The sequence below is a fragment of the uncultured Paraglaciecola sp. genome (assembly GCF_913020055.1).
Lineage (GTDB): Bacteria > Pseudomonadota > Gammaproteobacteria > Enterobacterales > Alteromonadaceae > Paraglaciecola.
Window position 1 is genome coordinate 23,629 of the sequence record NZ_CAJWCF010000003.1, and the last position, 17,544, is coordinate 41,172.

19 protein-coding genes and 1 pseudogene are annotated in these 17,544 nt (G+C 39.2%); 8 read left to right on the forward strand and 12 right to left on the reverse strand.

The features are described 5' to 3' along the window. Window positions 1-56 precede the first annotated feature (56 nt). Window positions 57-389, reverse strand: coding sequence for a met regulon transcriptional regulator MetJ (gene metJ, locus QZ488_RS01195; protein WP_293745803.1), 333 nt, complete (start codon window positions 387-389; stop codon window positions 57-59). Window positions 390-534: 145 nt separating this feature from the next. Here metJ and metF point away from each other — a divergent pair, with 145 nt between their 5' ends. Next, window positions 535-1,419 carry a methylenetetrahydrofolate reductase gene (gene metF, locus QZ488_RS01200; RefSeq protein WP_293745804.1) on the forward strand — a complete coding sequence of 295 codons (885 nt, stop codon included), beginning with the start codon at window positions 535-537 and terminating at the stop codon, window positions 1,417-1,419. Between the two features lie 163 nt (window positions 1,420-1,582). On the opposite strand, the gene QZ488_RS01205 is transcribed toward metF, so the two are convergent. Further along, window positions 1,583-2,218 (reverse strand): DUF2959 domain-containing protein, encoded by a 636-nt coding sequence (locus tag QZ488_RS01205; RefSeq protein ID WP_293745805.1) that lies wholly within the window; start codon window positions 2,216-2,218, stop codon window positions 1,583-1,585. Window positions 2,219-2,220: 2 nt separating this feature from the next. Then, a complete protein-coding gene (locus tag QZ488_RS01210) occupies window positions 2,221-2,448 on the reverse strand; it encodes a hypothetical protein (protein ID WP_293745806.1) in 228 nt (75 codons plus the stop codon). A gap of 95 nt (window positions 2,449-2,543) precedes the next feature. Between QZ488_RS01210 and pip the strand changes: the two genes are divergently transcribed. The 3 genes from pip to QZ488_RS01225 all read left to right on the forward strand — a co-directional run bounded on the left by pip (window position 2,544) and on the right by QZ488_RS01225 (window position 4,957). Next, complete coding sequence (gene pip / locus QZ488_RS01215) at window positions 2,544-3,512, forward strand: prolyl aminopeptidase (RefSeq protein WP_293745807.1); 969 nt, start codon at window positions 2,544-2,546, stop codon at window positions 3,510-3,512. After that, complete coding sequence (gene dtd / locus QZ488_RS01220; RefSeq protein WP_293745866.1) at window positions 3,509-3,946, forward strand: D-aminoacyl-tRNA deacylase; 438 nt, start codon at window positions 3,509-3,511, stop codon at window positions 3,944-3,946. The genes pip and dtd overlap by 4 nt, the downstream gene beginning before the upstream one ends. Before the next feature lie 99 nt (window positions 3,947-4,045). Next, window positions 4,046-4,957 carry a bifunctional GNAT family N-acetyltransferase/hotdog fold thioesterase gene (locus tag QZ488_RS01225; RefSeq protein WP_293745808.1) on the forward strand — a complete coding sequence of 304 codons (912 nt, stop codon included), beginning with the start codon at window positions 4,046-4,048 and terminating at the stop codon, window positions 4,955-4,957. A gap of 92 nt (window positions 4,958-5,049) precedes the next feature. Here the strand turns inward: QZ488_RS01225 and rpoH are convergent, their stop codons facing one another. After that, window positions 5,050-5,904, reverse strand: coding sequence for an RNA polymerase sigma factor RpoH (gene rpoH / locus QZ488_RS01230; RefSeq protein WP_293745809.1), 855 nt, complete (start codon window positions 5,902-5,904; stop codon window positions 5,050-5,052). Window positions 5,905-6,190: 286 nt separating this feature from the next. On the opposite strand from rpoH, the gene QZ488_RS01235 reads away from it, so the two are divergent. The 3 genes from QZ488_RS01235 (at window position 6,191) to QZ488_RS01245 (ending at window position 9,924) form a co-directional block, all read left to right on the forward strand. Further along, the gene (locus QZ488_RS01235) at window positions 6,191-7,405 is read left to right on the forward strand and encodes an EAL domain-containing protein (protein WP_293745810.1); all 1,215 of its coding nucleotides are present in this window, start codon (window positions 6,191-6,193) and stop codon (window positions 7,403-7,405) included. Window positions 7,406-7,540: 135 nt separating this feature from the next. Then, a complete protein-coding gene (locus QZ488_RS01240) occupies window positions 7,541-8,782 on the forward strand; it encodes an EAL domain-containing protein (protein ID WP_293745811.1) in 1,242 nt (413 codons plus the stop codon). A 26-nt stretch (window positions 8,783-8,808) separates the two neighbouring features. Continuing rightward, window positions 8,809-9,924, forward strand: a complete 1,116-nt coding sequence (locus QZ488_RS01245; RefSeq protein WP_293745812.1) for a succinylglutamate desuccinylase/aspartoacylase family protein — start codon at window positions 8,809-8,811, stop codon at window positions 9,922-9,924. A gap of 25 nt (window positions 9,925-9,949) precedes the next feature. Here QZ488_RS01245 and QZ488_RS01250 read toward each other — a convergent pair whose 3' ends face one another. The 3 genes from QZ488_RS01250 to QZ488_RS01260 are packed head-to-tail and all read right to left on the reverse strand — an operon-like array spanning window position 9,950 to window position 12,839. After that, entirely contained in the window at window positions 9,950-10,417 is a 468-nt protein-coding gene (locus QZ488_RS01250) for an Lrp/AsnC family transcriptional regulator (RefSeq protein WP_293745813.1), read from the reverse strand. A gap of 2 nt (window positions 10,418-10,419) precedes the next feature. Next, window positions 10,420-11,535 (reverse strand): anhydro-N-acetylmuramic acid kinase, encoded by a 1,116-nt coding sequence (locus QZ488_RS01255; protein WP_293745814.1) that lies wholly within the window; start codon window positions 11,533-11,535, stop codon window positions 10,420-10,422. Between the two features lie 8 nt (window positions 11,536-11,543). After that, complete coding sequence (locus tag QZ488_RS01260; RefSeq protein ID WP_293745815.1) at window positions 11,544-12,839, reverse strand: peptidoglycan DD-metalloendopeptidase family protein; 1,296 nt, start codon at window positions 12,837-12,839, stop codon at window positions 11,544-11,546. Window positions 12,840-13,047: 208 nt separating this feature from the next. Between QZ488_RS01260 and tyrS the strand changes: the two genes are divergently transcribed. Beyond that, window positions 13,048-14,247, forward strand: coding sequence for a tyrosine--tRNA ligase (gene tyrS / locus QZ488_RS01265; protein ID WP_293745816.1), 1,200 nt, complete (start codon window positions 13,048-13,050; stop codon window positions 14,245-14,247). A 19-nt stretch (window positions 14,248-14,266) separates the two neighbouring features. On the opposite strand, the gene QZ488_RS01270 is transcribed toward tyrS, so the two are convergent. The 5 genes and pseudogenes from QZ488_RS01270 to QZ488_RS01290 all read right to left on the reverse strand — a co-directional run bounded on the left by QZ488_RS01270 (window position 14,267) and on the right by QZ488_RS01290 (window position 17,529). Further along, window positions 14,267-15,058 (reverse strand): transporter substrate-binding domain-containing protein, encoded by a 792-nt coding sequence (locus tag QZ488_RS01270; protein ID WP_293745817.1) that lies wholly within the window; start codon window positions 15,056-15,058, stop codon window positions 14,267-14,269. A gap of 146 nt (window positions 15,059-15,204) precedes the next feature. Further along, a pseudogene (locus QZ488_RS01275) lies at window positions 15,205-15,372 on the reverse strand (DUF2721 domain-containing protein); the annotation flags it as partial. Between the two features lie 25 nt (window positions 15,373-15,397). After that, entirely contained in the window at window positions 15,398-15,772 is a 375-nt protein-coding gene (locus QZ488_RS01280; protein WP_293745818.1) for a rhodanese-like domain-containing protein, read from the reverse strand. 99 nt (window positions 15,773-15,871) lie between these two features. Next, window positions 15,872-16,834, reverse strand: a complete 963-nt coding sequence (locus tag QZ488_RS01285; protein WP_293745819.1) for a cobalamin biosynthesis protein — start codon at window positions 16,832-16,834, stop codon at window positions 15,872-15,874. Beyond that, the gene (locus QZ488_RS01290; protein WP_293745820.1) at window positions 16,834-17,529 is read right to left on the reverse strand and encodes a 5'-methylthioadenosine/adenosylhomocysteine nucleosidase; all 696 of its coding nucleotides are present in this window, start codon (window positions 17,527-17,529) and stop codon (window positions 16,834-16,836) included. The genes QZ488_RS01285 and QZ488_RS01290 overlap by 1 nt, the downstream gene beginning before the upstream one ends. Window positions 17,530-17,544: the final 15 nt, after the last annotated feature.

Genomic DNA, 17,544 nt, shown 5'->3' on the forward strand with positions numbered 1-17,544 from the left:
TTTAAAACACTTAGATTTTGGATGGTAATGAACGACTTAAATTATACTTAAGCCGTTCATTCTCCCTCTTCTTCTGTATCTATCGATAGCCCCATCTCTTGCATCAGCTTTCTGGCTTCTTTGGGAATGAGCTGGGTGTTATCTTTTTCCAAATCTTCATCATCTGGTAAGGGTTGCCCAGTAAAAGCATGTAAAAATGCCTCACACAGAAGTTCTGAATTAGTTGCATGTCGCAAATTATTCACCTGACGACGTGTGCGTTCGTCGGTGAGTACTTTCAAAACTTTAAGTGGAATAGACACAGTGACTTTTTTCACCATCTCACTTTTTTTACCGTGTTCTGCGTATGGGTGAATATATTCACCGTTCCATTTTGTTAAATTTGCCATTTTTTCAATCTTTTGTCTTTCTTATGCATTGAAATTCTAAACATTACGGGCAAAAGGTCAATGATAGACTGCTAAACATCTTGACGGCTTTACGTTCAAAGCTTACTTTAGACGTCTAAACGGCTAAATACTTTTGGAGTTACCCATGGCGTCTTACGCACAAGGGATAGATGCATTAAATCAATCATTATCAGAGGTGCAAGGGATCGATGTATCCTTTGAATTTTTTCCACCTAAAACAGAATCAATGGAACAAACCTTATGGAAATCCGTAGAGCGTTTAGCACCTCTTAAACCGTCGTATATGTCTGTGACTTATGGCGCGAATAGTGGTGAACGAGACAGAACCCATGACGTGGTGAAACGTATTCAGGCAGAAACGGGCATTCAGGCTGTACCACATTTAACCTGTGTGGATGCAACCCGAGAAGAGCTTATCGAAATTGCTAAGGACTATTGGCAAAGTGGGATCAGAAAAATTGTTGCTTTGCGCGGTGATTTGCCAGACGGTGTTGAAAAACCCCAATCCTATGCTTCTGATTTAGTGGCATTGTTGAAAGAAGTAGCAGACTTCGAAATTGCAGTGGCGGCCTATCCTGAAAAACATCCAGAAGCACCTAATAGCCAATTCGATTTACTTAATTTAAAACGTAAAGCCGATGCTGGTGCCACAGAAGCGATTAGTCAGTTTTTCTTTGATGCTGAAGTTTTTTTACGCTTTAGAGATCGCGCCGCCGCTACCGGTATTGATTTAGACATCGTGCCAGGGATTTTGCCGGTGACTAACTATCAAACGTTACAGCGCTTTGCAGGTTTTACGAATGTGCATGTGCCGCAATGGTTACACAAAATGTATGACGGCTTAGATAAAGATGATCAAACTACGCGAAATTTGATGGGTGCCAATATCGCTATGGACATGGTTAAAGTATTGGCTAAAGAAGGTGTAAGGAAATTTCATTTTTATACGCTTAATCGCAGTGAACTGAGTTATGCCATTTGTCATATGTTAGGTGTTAGAGCAGACTAGTCGTCTATTGGCTATTAGGGTTTCTGTAAGTTAATGCAGGTTAAATCTATATCGGTCGCAAACATTGTTTACATGTTTTAGAGGTGTTTTTGAACGATTAAGCAGAAGACAGGATTACAGATGATGATGACGAATTAAATCCGTCATCATCATTGAGGTTTTATTAACTTTTCATACTAGAAATAAAATTATTTGATTCAGATATAGCATTGTTCATTTCTACAATCAATTGATTAATTTCTTTCTTAATACCATCAAACTCACCTTGCAGTGCACCTACCGCATTAGCGTTGAGATTGTGTTTTAAATACAGTACGTTATCTCTTAAAGCAGATAATATAGGCTGCATAGTACTCTCTGCTTTGCGCATTGTGCGTACTAAAGAAGTGTAACGACGTTGGGTATCTTTTAATTGCTTTTGGCTATCACGTTTGAGTTTTGCGTTGGTATATTTTTCCAACTCATCTTCCCATTCATCAAACAATGCTTCGGCAACACTCTCAACTTTGTTGATGCGCTCAGATAATGTGTTGGCAGACTCCTCGCTGGCTTCAAACTGGTCTTTGAGTTGCTCATAGACGTCTTGTAACTCACCACCATTAAAGTTTATCAACTGGCTAAATTCGTCTAGCGCAGAGCTAAACTGTTGTTGTGCGTCTTCTTGTGAATCTTTGGCATCTTCGACTCTATCCACCAAGATATCGCGTTTTTCGACTCCCACCTTTTCCCAAGCTGCATAATAGGCACTTTGGCACCCAGCAAAGAGAATAATCAATGATACTAATAGTAGTTTTTTCATAATTAGCCTTTAAATCGGGCGGCGTCGATAATGGCCCAAACATGAAAAATAAAACCAAAAAAAGCCATGAAAAATAAAATGCCAGTAGCAGCGAGCGAATAATTTACAGTCACCAATACAAAAAATATGATTGCCGCTAATATTCTACCTTGTACCAATTGACCCAAACCGGGAATAAAAAAATTGCAAATCGCAGCAATTACATTGCCACCTGAACCTTGTCCTGACATATTCTATCTCCACTAAAATAAAGTAACTTTTTACACACTTAAGTAGTAAATTAAAGCATTGCAGAACAATAAACAAATGGGATGTGTAAATTTATATGACTCAACTCTTTCCTGATATCCAACCTTTTGCTTCTGAAATGTTAGATGTAGCAAACGGACACTCATTATATGTGGAGCAAACCGGCAATATTAAGGGCATACCGGTATTGTACCTGCACGGAGGGCCGGGAGCGGGTATTGGTAAAGATTACAGGCGTTTTTTTGATCCTGAAAAATATTGGATAATTGGATTTGACCAAAGAGGATGTGGTAAATCTCTGCCTTTTGGTGAGCTTGAAAATAACAATAGTCATGCCTTGGTTGATGACGTACTTTTGATTCAGCAACATCTGAAGATTAAAAAATGGGTGTTATTTGGTGGTTCATGGGGTTCAACTTTGGCTTTGCTGGTGGCTATTCGTCAACCAGCAAGTGTTATAGGGCTTATATTGCGAGGGATTTTTCTAGCGAGGGAGCAGGATTATACCTGGTATTTAGAAGCATCAGGTGGCGCTGCGCAGTTGTTTCCAGAATACTACCAGAGCTTTTTGCAGCCAATAAAAAACAAACCTAAAGACGTATCTATCGTCGATGCCTATTACCAAATATTCAATAGTAACAATGAAGTGCAAAAAATGGCGGCCATCAAGGCGTGGTGTTTATGGGAAGCTCGTATAAGTCGCCTACATTGCCAGTTTGATGAAAACCAACTGGTTTCAGATGTACACAGCGCTATTAGTTTGGCGTTATTAGAGTGCCACTATATAAAACACCAATGCTTTATTGCTGAAAATTATATTTTGCAAAATATAGAAAAAATTCAACATTTGCCGGCTAGTATTATCCACGGGCGTTACGATTGCGTGTGTAAAATTGAAGGGGCGTATTCTCTGAGTCAAGTCTGGCACAACAGCCAGTTGAACATCGTACCTGAATCTGGGCATAGCTCGGGTGAAAAATTAATTACTCAAGCGTTGTGTTCGGCTAGTCAAGCTATGGCTAAATTTTGGCAAGAACAGCAGTGATTGCGTTAATCCAAAGAGTAAAACATGCAAAAGTAGAGGTTGCCGGAAAAAGTGTTGGCGAAATCAAACATGGCATATTGGTTTTGTTAGGTGTTGAAAAAAATGATGATCAAGCCAAGGCGAAAAAATTATGTCAGAAAGTGATGAATTATCGAATATTCAGTGATCAACAAGGAAAAATGAATCTCAATGTGCAGCAAGTGCAAGGTGAATTACTTGTTGTTTCACAGTTTACTTTAGTCGCGGATACACAAAGTGGTAATCGACCAAGCTTTTCTGCTGGCGCTTCCCCTCAATTGGGCGAAGAGCTATACCACTATTTCATTGAATGCTGTCAACAAAATGGTTTACCTTGTCAGAGTGGCCAATTTGGTTCCGATATGCAGGTTTCTTTGTTAAATGACGGACCTGTTACGTTTCAACTCCAAGTATAGTTTGCTGCTAATTGCATTTTACGTTTTAATAGCCAGCTGGTTTTATGTTTTGATTACTTAGTTTTTGATGTGCTAAGCAGGATAGGAATACTTTGATAGATGTATAAAATTGATACTCCATCGAGTGAACAAGAGTTCACAGACTATTTTGCATTTCGTTGGAAAATGTTAAGGGAGCCATGGAAATATCCAGAGGGCTCTGAAAAAGATGAGTACGAACAAGTTAGTCAACACAGGATGATCCGTAACTCTGATGGTGATGTGATTGCCGTTGGCAGAGTACATATGAACTCTGCAGAAGAAGCCCAAGTACGCCATGTGGCGGTCGAAAAAAACTACCAAGGAAAAGGCTTAGCAAAAATGCTTGTAGCCTCTTTAGAAGCGGTCGCCCGATCAGAAGGCGCAGTGCGGATTGTCACTAATAGTACCCAAGCATCCATCGCATTGTTTACCAGTTTAGGCTTTAAGGCACAAGAAGGTGCACCGAAAGAACTTGGTGAGCAACAACGTCAGCAAATGGTGAAAAAACTGACTGATCTAAGCAGTATTTTATTGCATCCCAAATGGTGTAAATTATTACAAAGAACTTGGCATGACACCATTCCTATTAGCGAACAGATGGGAATAAAACTGCACCAATATACCGGTCGTACCCTTGAGACTCGGGCGTCTTTGAATAAAAATATTAATCTGCATGGCACAATGTTCGCAGGCAGTATTTTTTCTCTGGCGACATTGACCGGTTGGGGCATGATATTTCTGCAGCTCAAAGAAAAAGGGTTAGATGGGGAAATTGTATTAGGTGATGGCAATATTCATTACCATAAGCCTATTACCATGCAACCTAGAGCCTTGTGTAACATTGAATCACTGAGTGGTAAGTTTGAACTTTTAGATAAAAACAAAAAATGCAAAATTAAACTAAATGTAGCTATTTTAGATGGTGATAATGCAGTCGCTGAATTTTCTGGGATATTTTGGATTTTACCTAATATCGAAACTCACGATTAATACTTTCTTATTTAGTCGATACAGTTAATTTTAGGCAATAAAAAAGCGCGAATATCGCGCTTTTTTTATAACTCTTGATTAAACGATATCGACTAAGCTGCCATCGCGTTTTGTAGTTTTTTCATCGCGTTCTTTTCGATTTGTCGAACACGCTCTGCAGATACTTGGTACTTATCCGCTAAATCTTGTAATGTAGTTTTGTCATCTGACAGCCAGCGAGTTTGGATGATGTGTTGGCTACGGTCGTCAAGTGTTTTGATCGCTGCGTATAATCTGCCCGATGCATTCGAATCCCAATCAGCGTTAATCACTTCAGACTCTACGTCTTCGCTTTTATCTTCAAGAAATTGTACGGGGGCAAAACTACCACTTTCGTCATCATCGGCAGACAAGTCAAAAGCTTGGTCATGGCTGCTCATACGAGCTTCCATTTGTAATACTTCTTTGGTACTTACACCTAAAGTTTCTGCTACGTTTTGCACTTCTGCATGAGTAAACCAGCCAAGACGTTTCTTGTTTTTACGTAGGTTAAAAAACAATTTACGTTGGGCTTTAGTGGTGGCAACTTTGACAATTCGCCAATTCTTTAATACAAATTCATGTATCTCGGCTTTTATCCAGTGCACAGCAAAAGAAACCAAGCGAACACCTACTGTTGGATCAAAGCGTTTGACTGCTTTCATCAAACCGATATTGCCTTCTTGAATTAAATCAGCCTGGGGTAAACCATAACCAGAGTAGGACTTTGCAATATGCACCACAAAACGCAAGTGCGACATAATAAGCTTTCTCGCAGCTTGTAAGTCATCATCTTGCTGTAAACGCTCAGCTAAGGCGCGTTCATCTTCGGCAGTCAGCATATTAATACCACTTACCGCTTGAACGTAAGTCTCAATGCTGCCCGTTTGCGGGACAGTTAATGTCAATGCGCGTAAATCTGTACTCATAGTTACCTCGTATAACTCTGCGGCTCGCGATATTAGCAAAAAAGAAACTGCTATGCGACCTTAATTCATTCCGTAAACTAGTGTTTAGTTTGCTCTAACTTAATAGACCGCCAAATTCGAAAAAAATTCCAATTTGACTAGATATCGCGACTCAAAATAGTTTTTCACGTAAGTAGAAAAAAATTAGAATGTTGTTGGCTTAAAATTACGGTAATCTAGCTTACGTAGCGGTGCTATGTAACGGATCAAAATATCGATAAATAAACTTTCTAAAGGCAAATAATTTATGTTTTCATACATTGCGCGTCAAGCGATTTTAGATAAAAATAAGGAACTTTATTCTTATGAATTACTATTTAGAGATGGTGAAAATAATTGTTTTCCAGATATCCCTGCCGATGAAGCCACATCAAAGATTTTAACCGACAGTCATTTAGACTTAGGTTTGGATGACATTACCGCTGGCAAACCCGCTTTTATTAATTTTTCTCAAGATACGTTATTACACCGTTTTCCCACCTCACTGGATCCTAAAAAAGTAGTGATCGAAGTGGTCGAAACTGTTAACCCAACGGCCAAATTAGTCATAGCATGTAAAAACATCAAAGAGAGTGGTTACAGCGTAGCACTGGATGATCACGATTTTGACCCCAAGTGGGACGTGTTATTGCCTTACATTGATATTATTAAAGTGGATATAGTTGAATGTGACGAACAAACTCTAATTGACAATATTGGTAAATATAAAGGCACTAAGATAAAGCTTGTTGCTGAAAAAATTGAAACGATAGAAGACTTCGAAAAATATCGGGATATGGGGTTCGATTATTTTCAAGGCTACTTTTTTGCCAGACCACAGATAATAAAGCAAAAGAGATTACCAACCTCAAAGCTATCTTTAATCCAACTAATTGGTGCCAGTTCAGCGAGTGAGTTTGATTTAGAAAAAGTGAGCGGTATCATTCAACGTGACGTGTCATTGTCATATAAATTACTGCGCTTTATTAATAACCCTGCTATTAACAAATCTTGTGAAATCAGTGATTTGCGTCATGCTTTGAATTATATGGGGCAAGTCGAGGTAAAGAAATTTATCGCACTTTTAGCCTTGGCAAATTTGGGAGATAATAAGCCGGTAGAACTCATTCATTTATCACTTGTTAGAGCTAAATTTTGTGAATTAATTGGCCAAGCTAAGTCGTTGGAAAATAACCCACCTACCGGATTTTTAATCGGCTTATTTTCTCTGCTCGATGCGCTACTTGACCAACCTATGGAAGGAATCGTTGAGAAGTTACCTATAGGTGAGAATATTAAAGCGGCATTATGCGGTGATGAAAATGAATTAAAACCATTCCTAGCTTTGATTAGAGCGTTTGAGGCCGGATATTGGAATGGTGTAGCCAAGATTTCCAAGCAGTTGTCTCTCGACTTAAAAATGACTCAGGCGTTCTATAATGAATCGTTGAAATGGGGAATTGCGATGAAGCAGTCTGTATAGGGGGATTTTGACATTAAGTTAATAGAAAACGGTATATTCATAGCTTTTTTTTAAGTGTTATGATTATAAAATAAACGGTCTGCAACTTTTGACCTAGAGAATCAACACAATAAAAAATACTTAGACAGGACGTATATGTTTGCTTTTATAGCTCGCCAACCAATATTAGATAGAGACAAAGAAGTTTTTGCCTACGAGCTTTTTTTTAGGGATGGTAAACAGAATTGTTATCCTAATGTGGAAAGGGATGAAGCAACAAGCAAACTGATCGCCAAAAATTATCAAACCCTAAATTTAGACGATATCTCTTGCAGCAAAAAGTCTTTTATTAGTTTCCAATCTGAAACACTGATGAGTGGCTTGCTAGCTTCTCTTGACCCAGAAAACGTGGTGGTTGAATTGGTTGCGGGTCAAAATGGAGATAGTAGCCTTTTAGATATGTGTAAACATGTTAAAACGATGGGTTATAAAATCGCATTGGAAGACTGTCGTCTTAATCCAAGTTGGGATGAGTTTTTACCCTATGTTGATATGCTTAAAGTGAATTCCCATCATGAAAATTTGGACTTTTTTGCAGAAAACGTAAATCGATTTATTGATGCTAATGTTCAACTGATCGCGGATAAAGTTGAAACACAGGATAGCTTCAGTGTTTTTAGGGATATGGGATTCGATTATTTCCAAGGCTACTTTTTTGCTCGGCCGGTATCTGTTTCGAGCAAAAATTTACCCACTTCCAAACTTACCTTAGTAGAGTTGATGGGCGCTAGTTCTAGCGAATCATTCGACGTTGAAAGTATCAATAGTGTGATTGAGCACGATGTGGGTTTGTCGTATATGTTGTTGCGATTTATCAATAATCCGATGATTAACAAACGATATAAAATTACCTCATTGCGACATGCTCTAAATTATATGGGCGAGGTAGAAATTAAGAAGTTTATTGCGTTGTTAGCTTTGGCCAACTTATCCGACAATAAACCTTTAGAACTACTTCATTTGTCTTTAGTACGCGCAAAGTTTTGTGATTTAGTCGGTACAGAAAAAAATATTGGCAATAATCCTCCTACCGCATTTTTAGTTGGTTTGTTTTCAATGTTGGACGCTTTACTTGATCAAAAAATGGAAGTGTTGATCGAAGAATTGCCTCTAGTTGATGAGGTGAAAGATGCATTATGTGGCGTTCAAAATGATTTATTTATGTATTTAATGCTGGCCAAAGCCTTTGAAAGTGGTAATTGGTTAAAAGTGATCAGGATTTCCAAAATTCTGGAAATAGATCAAAAGCTGCTACATAGCTTATTTAATGAAGCTATTCTATGGGGGAATGGTGTTCGTAGGTCAATCTCTCCGCACTTTCCAGCATCTAAGGCCTAGATTTTTCAATAGGATGTATGGGTTGCATGAATAAGCTGTTCAAAGAACACATAGTGGTGGCTCAGAATGCTTCTGGGCGCAATATGAATGTGCCCCTGTATCGTTTTGTTGGTGAAAAACCAGGGCCTAAAGTCTATATACAGAGCTCAATTCACGGTGCCGAAGTTCAAGGCAACGTAGTCATTTATCAACTGATTCAGTGGCTTAAAACGCTGCCCATCTGCGGCGAAGTATTATTAGTCCCCAACTGTAATCCGGTTGGTACCAACATCAAAGCAGGTGAGTATACCTTGGGGCGTTTTGACCCAGTTAATGGTACAAATTGGAACCGTGGTTACTACTATGATGACGCCATCATCCATGAGTTTGCGCAGTCCATCGATGACGATGAAGGCATTCCGTCGATAAAATCTCGCTTTCGACAAAAAATAAAACAACAATTACAAACTAGACTAGATGAAACATGGGGTATTGGTCTGGCTCAGCATCTTAATTTGAAGTTGCAGCAATTGGCATTTGATGCTGATTATGTGCTGGATTTACACAATGGCCCTGTATCTACGCGGCATATTTATGTACCTGAATATGTTAAGTCTTCTGCTAGTTTGTTCAATATCCCGCATGTGATATTTATGCCAAATGTGTTTTCAGGTGCTCTGGACGAAGCGATGTTTTGCCCATGGTGGTTACTCACAGATTTAGTCAGTAGCAAACGCCAGCAGGCGGTTGATTTTGCAGTGGAAGCATTCACTTTGGAGATGGGTAGCCAAGAAGTGATCAGCTTTCAAGATGGTGAATATGACGCTAAAAGTATCCTAACTTATTTGACTGCCAAGGGATGTTTACCTGAAAGTACCTCTATACCTGAGAAAATGTCACGCAAGGCCGTCAGACTCAATCACTACAAGACTCTTTTTACTCAGCAAGGTGGAATAGTGGAATATATCGCTAAACCAGGTGATATTGTTAAAAAGGGTGAGGTATTAGCCAAAGTGCTCAATGTGGATAATCTAGATACAGACAGGGCAACAACAGACATACTCGCACCTTGTGATTTAGTTGCTATATTGCATTTCCCCTCGGCCTCGGTGTTAAGCGGTACCCAACTGTATAAATGTTTTACTGAGTATTTTGAGCTTTAGTTGCAGAGTGTGGTTTGAATATAGATCATACTTTAGGTAGTTCTGTTCCATTTACTTGGTCGTAAATCAGCGCAGTTTCAACATGGTTAACTTCTTTTCTTGCAGTGATAGCGTTAAATACAAAGTCTCGCAAATGCTCTGTATCTCTTAAGCTAGCATGTAATAAAAAATCATTTTCGCCACCCATATGATAAAGACTTATCACTTCAGGCAACACAGCCAACTGTTTTTGAAAAGTATCGACTGTGGGCCGACTGTGATCAGATAGACGGATAGAAATCATTACCTGAATATTGGCGCCTAATGCCTGAAAGTCGACGTTTAATTGTGCACCTTTAATTACCTGATCACTTTGTAACTTCTTAATTCTTTCAAGGCATGAAGAGGGAGCAATTCCGACTAGTTCGGCAATATCTTTATTGTTCATTCTGGCGTCTTTGTATAAAGCCGCTAAAATGGCGATGTCTGTTTTATCTAATTGGCGTTTTGCCATTATTATTCCCTACCTGAGCAAAAGGTACCTAATACTGCCCCTTTTGTTGCACCAGTTACGCTGGCTACACTGCCTTGTATTTTATTGACGTTGGCATAGGCAAGCCAAGCAAACGCCATCGCTTCAACTGCATCAGCTTCTACACCCAATTCATCTGTAGTGAACAATTCGCATTCATGTAATTCTGACTCAAGTTCTTCGACTAAAAATTCATTTCGAGCACCGCCACCACAAATATACACCTGCTCAACATCCTTAAATTGCAAAACTTGTTTGGCTATCGTATGGGTTGTTAACATGACTAATGTTGCTTGCACAACCTGCGGATCAATTTGCCGAGCAATACAGCCGAGGTTTTGTTCCAGCCATGCTAGATTAAATTGCTCACGGCCGGTACTTTTAGGCCTTGGAACTGAAAAATAAGGATGGTTGCACAAAAGTTGCAGTAACTCAGGATCTGCAGAACGTTGGGCTGCCCATTGTCCTTTTTCATCATAATTTTGCCCTGTATGCAGTTTACACCATACATCTAATAAGGTATTGCCAGGGCCTGTGTCGTATCCAATAATGTCATCAGAATCAAGTTTTGGTAAATAGGTGATATTTGCTATTCCACCTATATTGATCACAACTCTTGATTGGGATTTGCTAGCAAACACCGCTTTGTGGAAAGCCGGCACCAATGGTGCCCCTTGACCACCTAAAGCGATATCTTTGCGCCTAAAATCAGCGATGACATCAATACCAGTTAGTGTCGCTAGCGTGTTAGGGTCGCCTATTTGCAAACTAAAACTGTGTTCACCAAATGGTATATGCCGAATGGTCTGTCCATGTGAACCTATAGCTTTAATTTGATCAGGACGAACATAGTTGTCCTTAAGTAATTGAAGTGACGCTTGTGCAAACACCTCAGCTACAGCCCTATCTGCGCGACCCATTAGTTCGATTTCATTTTCGCTAGGCGCGCAAAGTTGATGTAATTCATCAGATAAAGAAGACGGAAAAGGAAAGGTTTGACAGTCTAATAATCTAGGGTGTGAACCAGAGAAATCGACCAATGCAGCATCAACTCCGTCAATACTGGTCCCAGACATTAAACCAAGATATAACTGTGGCATAACTGCCCCTAATTCATTGCCAACATGATACGTTTGTTATTGTTTAATTGCTGTAATCTGAATGCCGCAATATCAATAAATTTACTTTTCTCTTTTTTGGCGATGGGTTGAGCTTTGGGTAAATCGACCGTGCGTGGATTACGATGTACGCCGTTTACTAAAAATTCATAATGTAGATGTGGGCCCGACGCCAATCCTGTAGATCCAACGGTGCCAATGAGTTGACCTTGTTTAACTGTTTGGCCCCTCTTAACTTTTCGTTTGGTAAAGTGTAGATATTTGGTTACGTACTTTTCACCGTGTTGAATAAATACATGATGACCATTGTATTTGTCGTAAGCCGCTTTAATAACTTTACCGTCGCCTGCGGCCATTACTGGGGTGCCGCGATCTGCTGCATAATCGACTCCCCTATGTGCCTTCCAGCGTTTTTGTACTGGATGAAAGCGCTTTTTCTTGAAACTCGAACTGATGTACCTAAAGTTGACGGGGGCACGTAAAAAGCTCTTGCGCATACTCTGGCCTTCGGGCGTATAAAAATTGCCGTCTTCATAACGTATCGCTGTGTACGCCTCTCCTTGATTGACAAACTGCGCGGCGACTATGTCTCCGTTTTCGATAAATTCACCGTCAATATAATGCTCTTCAAACATCACATAAAAACTATCGCCTGCTCTGAGGCCTAAAGCAAAGTCGACATCCCAACCAAAAATACCTGCAACTTGCATTATTTGGTTATCGGTTAAATTAGCTTTTACACCCGCATTCCAAAAGCTGTTGGTCACGTCACCCTGAGTGTAATTTAATCGGGTATCAACGTTGAGCGTTTCAATTTTACTACTGAAGGAAGAATCTTCGTTTTTACTGATGACCAACGTATCAGTACTGGTAAATGGATACTGCAATGAGATTAACTGGTTTTGCTGATCAATTTGCAACTCCAATACCTCACCAGGCATTATTTTGAGTAATTTTTTGGCATCTTGACCTGCATTACTGACGCGATAAGTTTGCTGAGGTGATAAGCCATTCCGTTTAAATATTAGCGCTAAGTTATCGCCTTTTTTGACAACGACTGACTTAGCTTCATTTATTTCTTCAAGGCCCGAAAGATCTTCTATAGGGAAATTATCAAAGTTAACTTCTAGGTCATAACGTATGCCTATTTCCAAAGAAGAAGCTGAGTTTTTGTAGGCATTGACTGGCTCAGAAGGGAAAAGAAACAAAACAAACAAGAAACCTGCAATCACAGACATGATCCATCTGTGTGGTTTAGGCATATTTTTTAAGGTCTTTTTAATCACAAATACAACACAATTATTAGTACTTAACTGCAGAATATATGGATTACGAAGCTTTTTCCAGTTGCAGCTGCTTTTTTGTACACTTTATTAGGTGTAAATAATCACTTTTAGTTATCGTAAAAAATACCATAACCCTTTCATTGCTGGGCCTTGGCAAGTAAAATGTCTCACATAAGATAAACAGTAGATTTTTAACAAGGTTACAAAAATGTCTGATTGGCAAAGTGCAATGGCTGAAATTCAGCGCGGAGCAGAAGAAATATTATTAGAAGACGAACTGATTGCCAAACTAAAAGAAGGCAAACCTTTAAAAATTAAGGCTGGATTTGATCCTACTGCACCAGACTTGCACTTAGGTCATACTGTCTTAATAAACAAACTCCGGACTTTCCAACAGTTAGGCCATGAGGTGATATTTTTGATTGGCGATTTTACTGGCATGATTGGCGATCCTACCGGTAAAAATGTTACCAGAAAGCCGTTGACCAAAGAAGATGTATTGGCTAACGCCGAAACCTATAAAGAACAAGTATTTAAGATTTTAGATCCAGCAAAAACTACGATTCGATTTAATTCCGAGTGGATGGAAAAATTGGGTGCTGCTGGCATGATCAAATTAGCTTCTAATCAAACCGTTGCACGTATGTTAGAAAGGGATGACTTTAAAAAGCGTTATGCAGGTGGTCAACCTATCGCGATACATGAATTCCTCTACCCATTAGTGCAAGGTTGGGATTCGGTTGCATTAAAAGCCGATGTTGAATTAGGTGGAACCGACCAAAGATTTAATCTGTTGATGGGCAGAGAACTACAAAAATCTGAAGGACAAAGACAACAAACAGTATTGATGATGCCGTTACTTGAAGGATTAGATGGCGTGCAAAAAATGTCAAAATCTTTAGGTAATTATATAGGAATCACTGATGCGCCAAATGATATGTTTGGCAAAGTAATGTCTATCTCTGATGACTTAATGTGGCGTTATTACGATTTATTGAGCTTTACCCCTAAAAACGAAATTGAAGCCATTAAACAAAAGGTTGAGGCAGGGTTAAATCCACGAGATACAAAAATCGATTTAGCTAAAGAATTGATAACACGTTTTCATAGTGAACAAGATGCAGAAGCGGCACATCAAGATTTTATTCTACGTTTTCAAAAAAAGGCGATCCCAGATGAAATGCCAGAATTTGAATTTGCACTTCCTTCTGAAGGATTGATGATTGCGAATGTTTTGAAAGACGCAAGTTTAGTTAGCTCGACCTCTGAAGCTATGCGTATGATCAAGCAAGGAGCGGTTAAAATTGATGGAGAGAAAGTTGTCGATAGCAAATTAGTGCTTAAAGAGCCAACTGAAGCCGCATATCAAGTTGGAAAACGCAAATTTGCCAGAATAAAGCTGAAATAAATTTAGATATCATTTTTGCTTAATTCAAACTCCATTTTTTAAGGATGGCATCATAAGTGCCATCTTTTTTGAGAGCCTCTAACCCATTTTGTAATAACATTACTGTGGCTAGAGGAGTAGACCGTCCTGTAGCAAATTGCAAATCATTTACTAATTCGTCAATTAATAGTTTACTTTGCATTAATGAAGGCTCCAATCCTATATGTTTTGCTTCGAAGCGCCCAATATTTATGTTCGCCATCACTAAATCAACTCGCTTGTTATAGAGTAATTGCCACATCTGGCTTTGATGGCTAGTTAACGCCAAATTATTTTTTTCATTAAAGCCTTGGCGTTGCAAATATTTAGCTGAACCATAACCACGTACTGACGCGACTACATACTTACTCGCTTGTTTTATGGTTGTGATCTTGATATCGGTTCTTTCTTTTAAGGCAATGAGGCTTGCATGAGCTTGTAGCACCTTGCCAATCCATTGTAATTCTCTCTCTCTTTGTGGGGTTTTAAGAACGGAAATTAGAATAATATTAGGCTCTCGTAATGCGGTTTCATAGGCTCTTGCCCAAGGAAGTATTCCAAAATTTGACTCTAGACCGGTATAAGTTGAAAGTAAAGTGGCAAGTTCAAATAAAGCCCCTTCATTTTTATTCTGACTATTTTTATACAGCAAAGGTATTGTCTCCTCTCCAATAAAACGCACCCCTTGAGCAAACAAGCTATGACTAAAGAAAAGAGTAATTAGAACAAGCAGAATGGTTAGGCTTTGAAGGCCGTTTGTATTTTTGGGAGTCTGTCTATACCAATTTTTCATTGTAATTCACTTACGGGGTCTTAGTAGTAAAGGATTAATTTTTAATGCTGCTTACAATAACCGATAAAACGGATATTAATGGAATTATTAGTATTGAAGTAATTAAAGACCTACTAATTAGGTTAAGAAATCAAAATAAAGGGGTGCTAACGGTTGGTATTAGGTTTATGCCAACAACGATTTTTAGCAGGAAGATTCAAATGGCTCAAATGTAGATCAAGAGCTTCAACAGAAATATGAATTTCTCTTACTGATAACCACAGTGAATATAGCAGTAACACTAAGCTTGAAGCGAATATTGTGCTACCTAAGGTTTATCTGTAAAGCGTCTACTTAATGTTATTTTTCAATAGATAAGCCTGCTTTTAACCAACCTTGCATGTCACCTTCAAGATGACTTAGGTTTTGGTAGCCATCTTTAGTTAAAGCTTCGGCTGCTTTGCCCGCTCGATAGCCTGAACGACAATACAGAATGATTGGTTTTCCCTTAGAGGAGTTCAAGATGGCAGGATTGTCGATAATCTCGCTCAAGGGCACATTTATCGCATTTGGTACATGCCCTTGTTGAAATTCTTCTGCTGTACGAACGTCTACTATGACTAAATTGTTTGTGTCTGCTTTTAGCAGTTCTTGCTGACTGATATTACTGACGTTGGCTGAATAAGCTGAAACACTTAGCAGGCTCAATACCCAAAAGGTCGCTTGTTTGAACATAATATCTTCTTTAGTTTGTTGATGAAGTGCTGATAGTAGATAGTGCTGAGCAGAGTGTAAAGGGGATTAAGCATTACCCTGAATGCAAGTGCCTATTTGTTATCTAGAGACTACAAACGTCAGCACACAACCCACGAAATAAAAAGTTAACCATACCCATGTTGCACTCTCAACCGCAGCCAGTGTTCTGTCACTGTCGGCTAATATAATTTGTCTGTTTCCACCACATTTTTTTGAACGCACTTTTTGCTGGTCATAATATGCGGGGCCACCCAGTTCAATGCCTAAACTGGCTCCACACAGGTTTAAAACAAATAAATGATTGCACTGATAGCTTATACGCTGAAATAGAGCGATTGAGCCTAGGTTGATGTTTACAGCTAACATAATACTCACACTTGCAAATTTACTAGGTAACCATTGCAGAATGTTGACTAGGTGTCGTATGGGTTGACCAAAATGCCTAAATCTAGTCAGTTTATGATTCCAGCATAAACACAGTTCGTAGACCATGCGATAGATAAGCGCTCCAAGCCCGCCTGTTAGTAGATACCAAAAAATCACTGAACAATACTGATAACTATACCTCAGTAAAAGCGATTCAATATTGGCTTTAACCATACCTAAGGGAGACATTTTCTCCGTTTCTCTTATGACTATTTGCGATAAAGCATGTCGCGCTAGCATTTTTTTATTTTTGGCTAGCGCAGCAGAAACGCGTCGAGTTTGTTTGGGAATATCTTGGAAGCGCAAGGCGATAAGAAGCATTAATGCTTCAAAAAAAACGGGATATTCAGATAAATATTTAAACACCATTATTATTAGGCAAAAAGGCAGCAGTAAAATGATACACGCCAAAGATCCTGATATTTTTTGCTGTCTCGTTGAGCTTCGCTCTGGGGAAAGAACCTTAGCCTGCATGCCTGTCGCTAATACGTTTAAAAAACGAAGCGGGTGGTATTTATCAGGCCAAGGTAGATAACGTTCAGTTAATACAACCAACAACAATACCCAAAATGGCAAAAACTGTTCACTCAATAAGGTATTGATAACGCTATGCATTAGGCTAATTTTGCAATAGTTTGCATGACTAAAGTTGCAGAGTTTTTGGCCGCTTTTTCGAGGTATGTTTCAAATGAAACCGTCGAGGTTTTCCCCGCGATATCAGACAATGAGCGGATGACTAAAAATGGCGTCCCCAACAAATGACAACTTTGGGCAATAGCTACACCTTCCATTTCCACCGCACTGACAGATGGAAAGTTAGTTCTGATAATATCTGCAGCTTCATCACTGCCAACAAATGAATCGCCAGTACAAATAAGCCCTTGATGTGTTTGAACACCTTGTAAGTTTGTTGCAGCATTAGAAGCATGTTCAACTAGTTCTTTGTCACATTCAAAATAGGCAGGCATACCTGCAGTTTGGCCAAGCTCGTAGCCAAAATGCGTTAAATCAGCATCGTGATGACGTAATTCAGTCGCTATAACAATATCACCAATGTTGAGGTGACTTGAAAACCCACCTGCCGAACCAGTGTTTATGACCAGATCTGGAGCGAAATGATGGATCACAACACTAGTTGAAACCGATGCTGCTACTTTGCCTATTCCACATTTAATCAAAGCAACTTCGACATCACCAAGTTTGCCAATATAAGCAGTTAGGTGGTTAAAGTTTTGTTGTTGACAGTTCTCTAGTGATTCCCGGATAAGGGTTATTTCTTCATCCATGGCACCCAAAATAGCTATTTTCATATGGTTTTCTTCATT

What these genes read in the sequence shown, in the direction of transcription:
- metJ (WP_293745803.1), bottom strand. Translation starts at nt 389, where the DNA reads ATGGCAAATTTAACAAAATGGAACGGTGAATATATTCACCCATACGCA.
- metF (WP_293745804.1), top strand. Translation starts at nt 535, where the DNA reads ATGGCGTCTTACGCACAAGGGATAGATGCATTAAATCAATCATTATCA.
- QZ488_RS01205 (WP_293745805.1), bottom strand. Translation starts at nt 2,218, where the DNA reads ATGAAAAAACTACTATTAGTATCATTGATTATTCTCTTTGCTGGGTGC.
- QZ488_RS01210 (WP_293745806.1), bottom strand. Translation starts at nt 2,448, where the DNA reads ATGTCAGGACAAGGTTCAGGTGGCAATGTAATTGCTGCGATTTGCAAT.
- pip (WP_293745807.1), top strand. Translation starts at nt 2,544, where the DNA reads ATGACTCAACTCTTTCCTGATATCCAACCTTTTGCTTCTGAAATGTTA.
- QZ488_RS01225 (WP_293745808.1), top strand. Translation starts at nt 4,046, where the DNA reads ATGTATAAAATTGATACTCCATCGAGTGAACAAGAGTTCACAGACTAT.
- rpoH (WP_293745809.1), bottom strand. Translation starts at nt 5,904, where the DNA reads ATGAGTACAGATTTACGCGCATTGACATTAACTGTCCCGCAAACGGGC.
- QZ488_RS01235 (WP_293745810.1), top strand. Translation starts at nt 6,191, where the DNA reads ATGTTTTCATACATTGCGCGTCAAGCGATTTTAGATAAAAATAAGGAA.
- QZ488_RS01240 (WP_293745811.1), top strand. Translation starts at nt 7,541, where the DNA reads ATGTTTGCTTTTATAGCTCGCCAACCAATATTAGATAGAGACAAAGAA.
- QZ488_RS01245 (WP_293745812.1), top strand. Translation starts at nt 8,809, where the DNA reads ATGAATAAGCTGTTCAAAGAACACATAGTGGTGGCTCAGAATGCTTCT.
- QZ488_RS01250 (WP_293745813.1), bottom strand. Translation starts at nt 10,417, where the DNA reads ATGGCAAAACGCCAATTAGATAAAACAGACATCGCCATTTTAGCGGCT.
- QZ488_RS01255 (WP_293745814.1), bottom strand. Translation starts at nt 11,535, where the DNA reads ATGCCACAGTTATATCTTGGTTTAATGTCTGGGACCAGTATTGACGGA.
- tyrS (WP_293745816.1), top strand. Translation starts at nt 13,048, where the DNA reads ATGTCTGATTGGCAAAGTGCAATGGCTGAAATTCAGCGCGGAGCAGAA.
- QZ488_RS01270 (WP_293745817.1), bottom strand. Translation starts at nt 15,058, where the DNA reads ATGAAAAATTGGTATAGACAGACTCCCAAAAATACAAACGGCCTTCAA.
- QZ488_RS01280 (WP_293745818.1), bottom strand. Translation starts at nt 15,772, where the DNA reads ATGTTCAAACAAGCGACCTTTTGGGTATTGAGCCTGCTAAGTGTTTCA.
- QZ488_RS01285 (WP_293745819.1), bottom strand. Translation starts at nt 16,834, where the DNA reads ATGCATAGCGTTATCAATACCTTATTGAGTGAACAGTTTTTGCCATTT.
- QZ488_RS01290 (WP_293745820.1), bottom strand. Translation starts at nt 17,529, where the DNA reads ATGAAAATAGCTATTTTGGGTGCCATGGATGAAGAAATAACCCTTATC.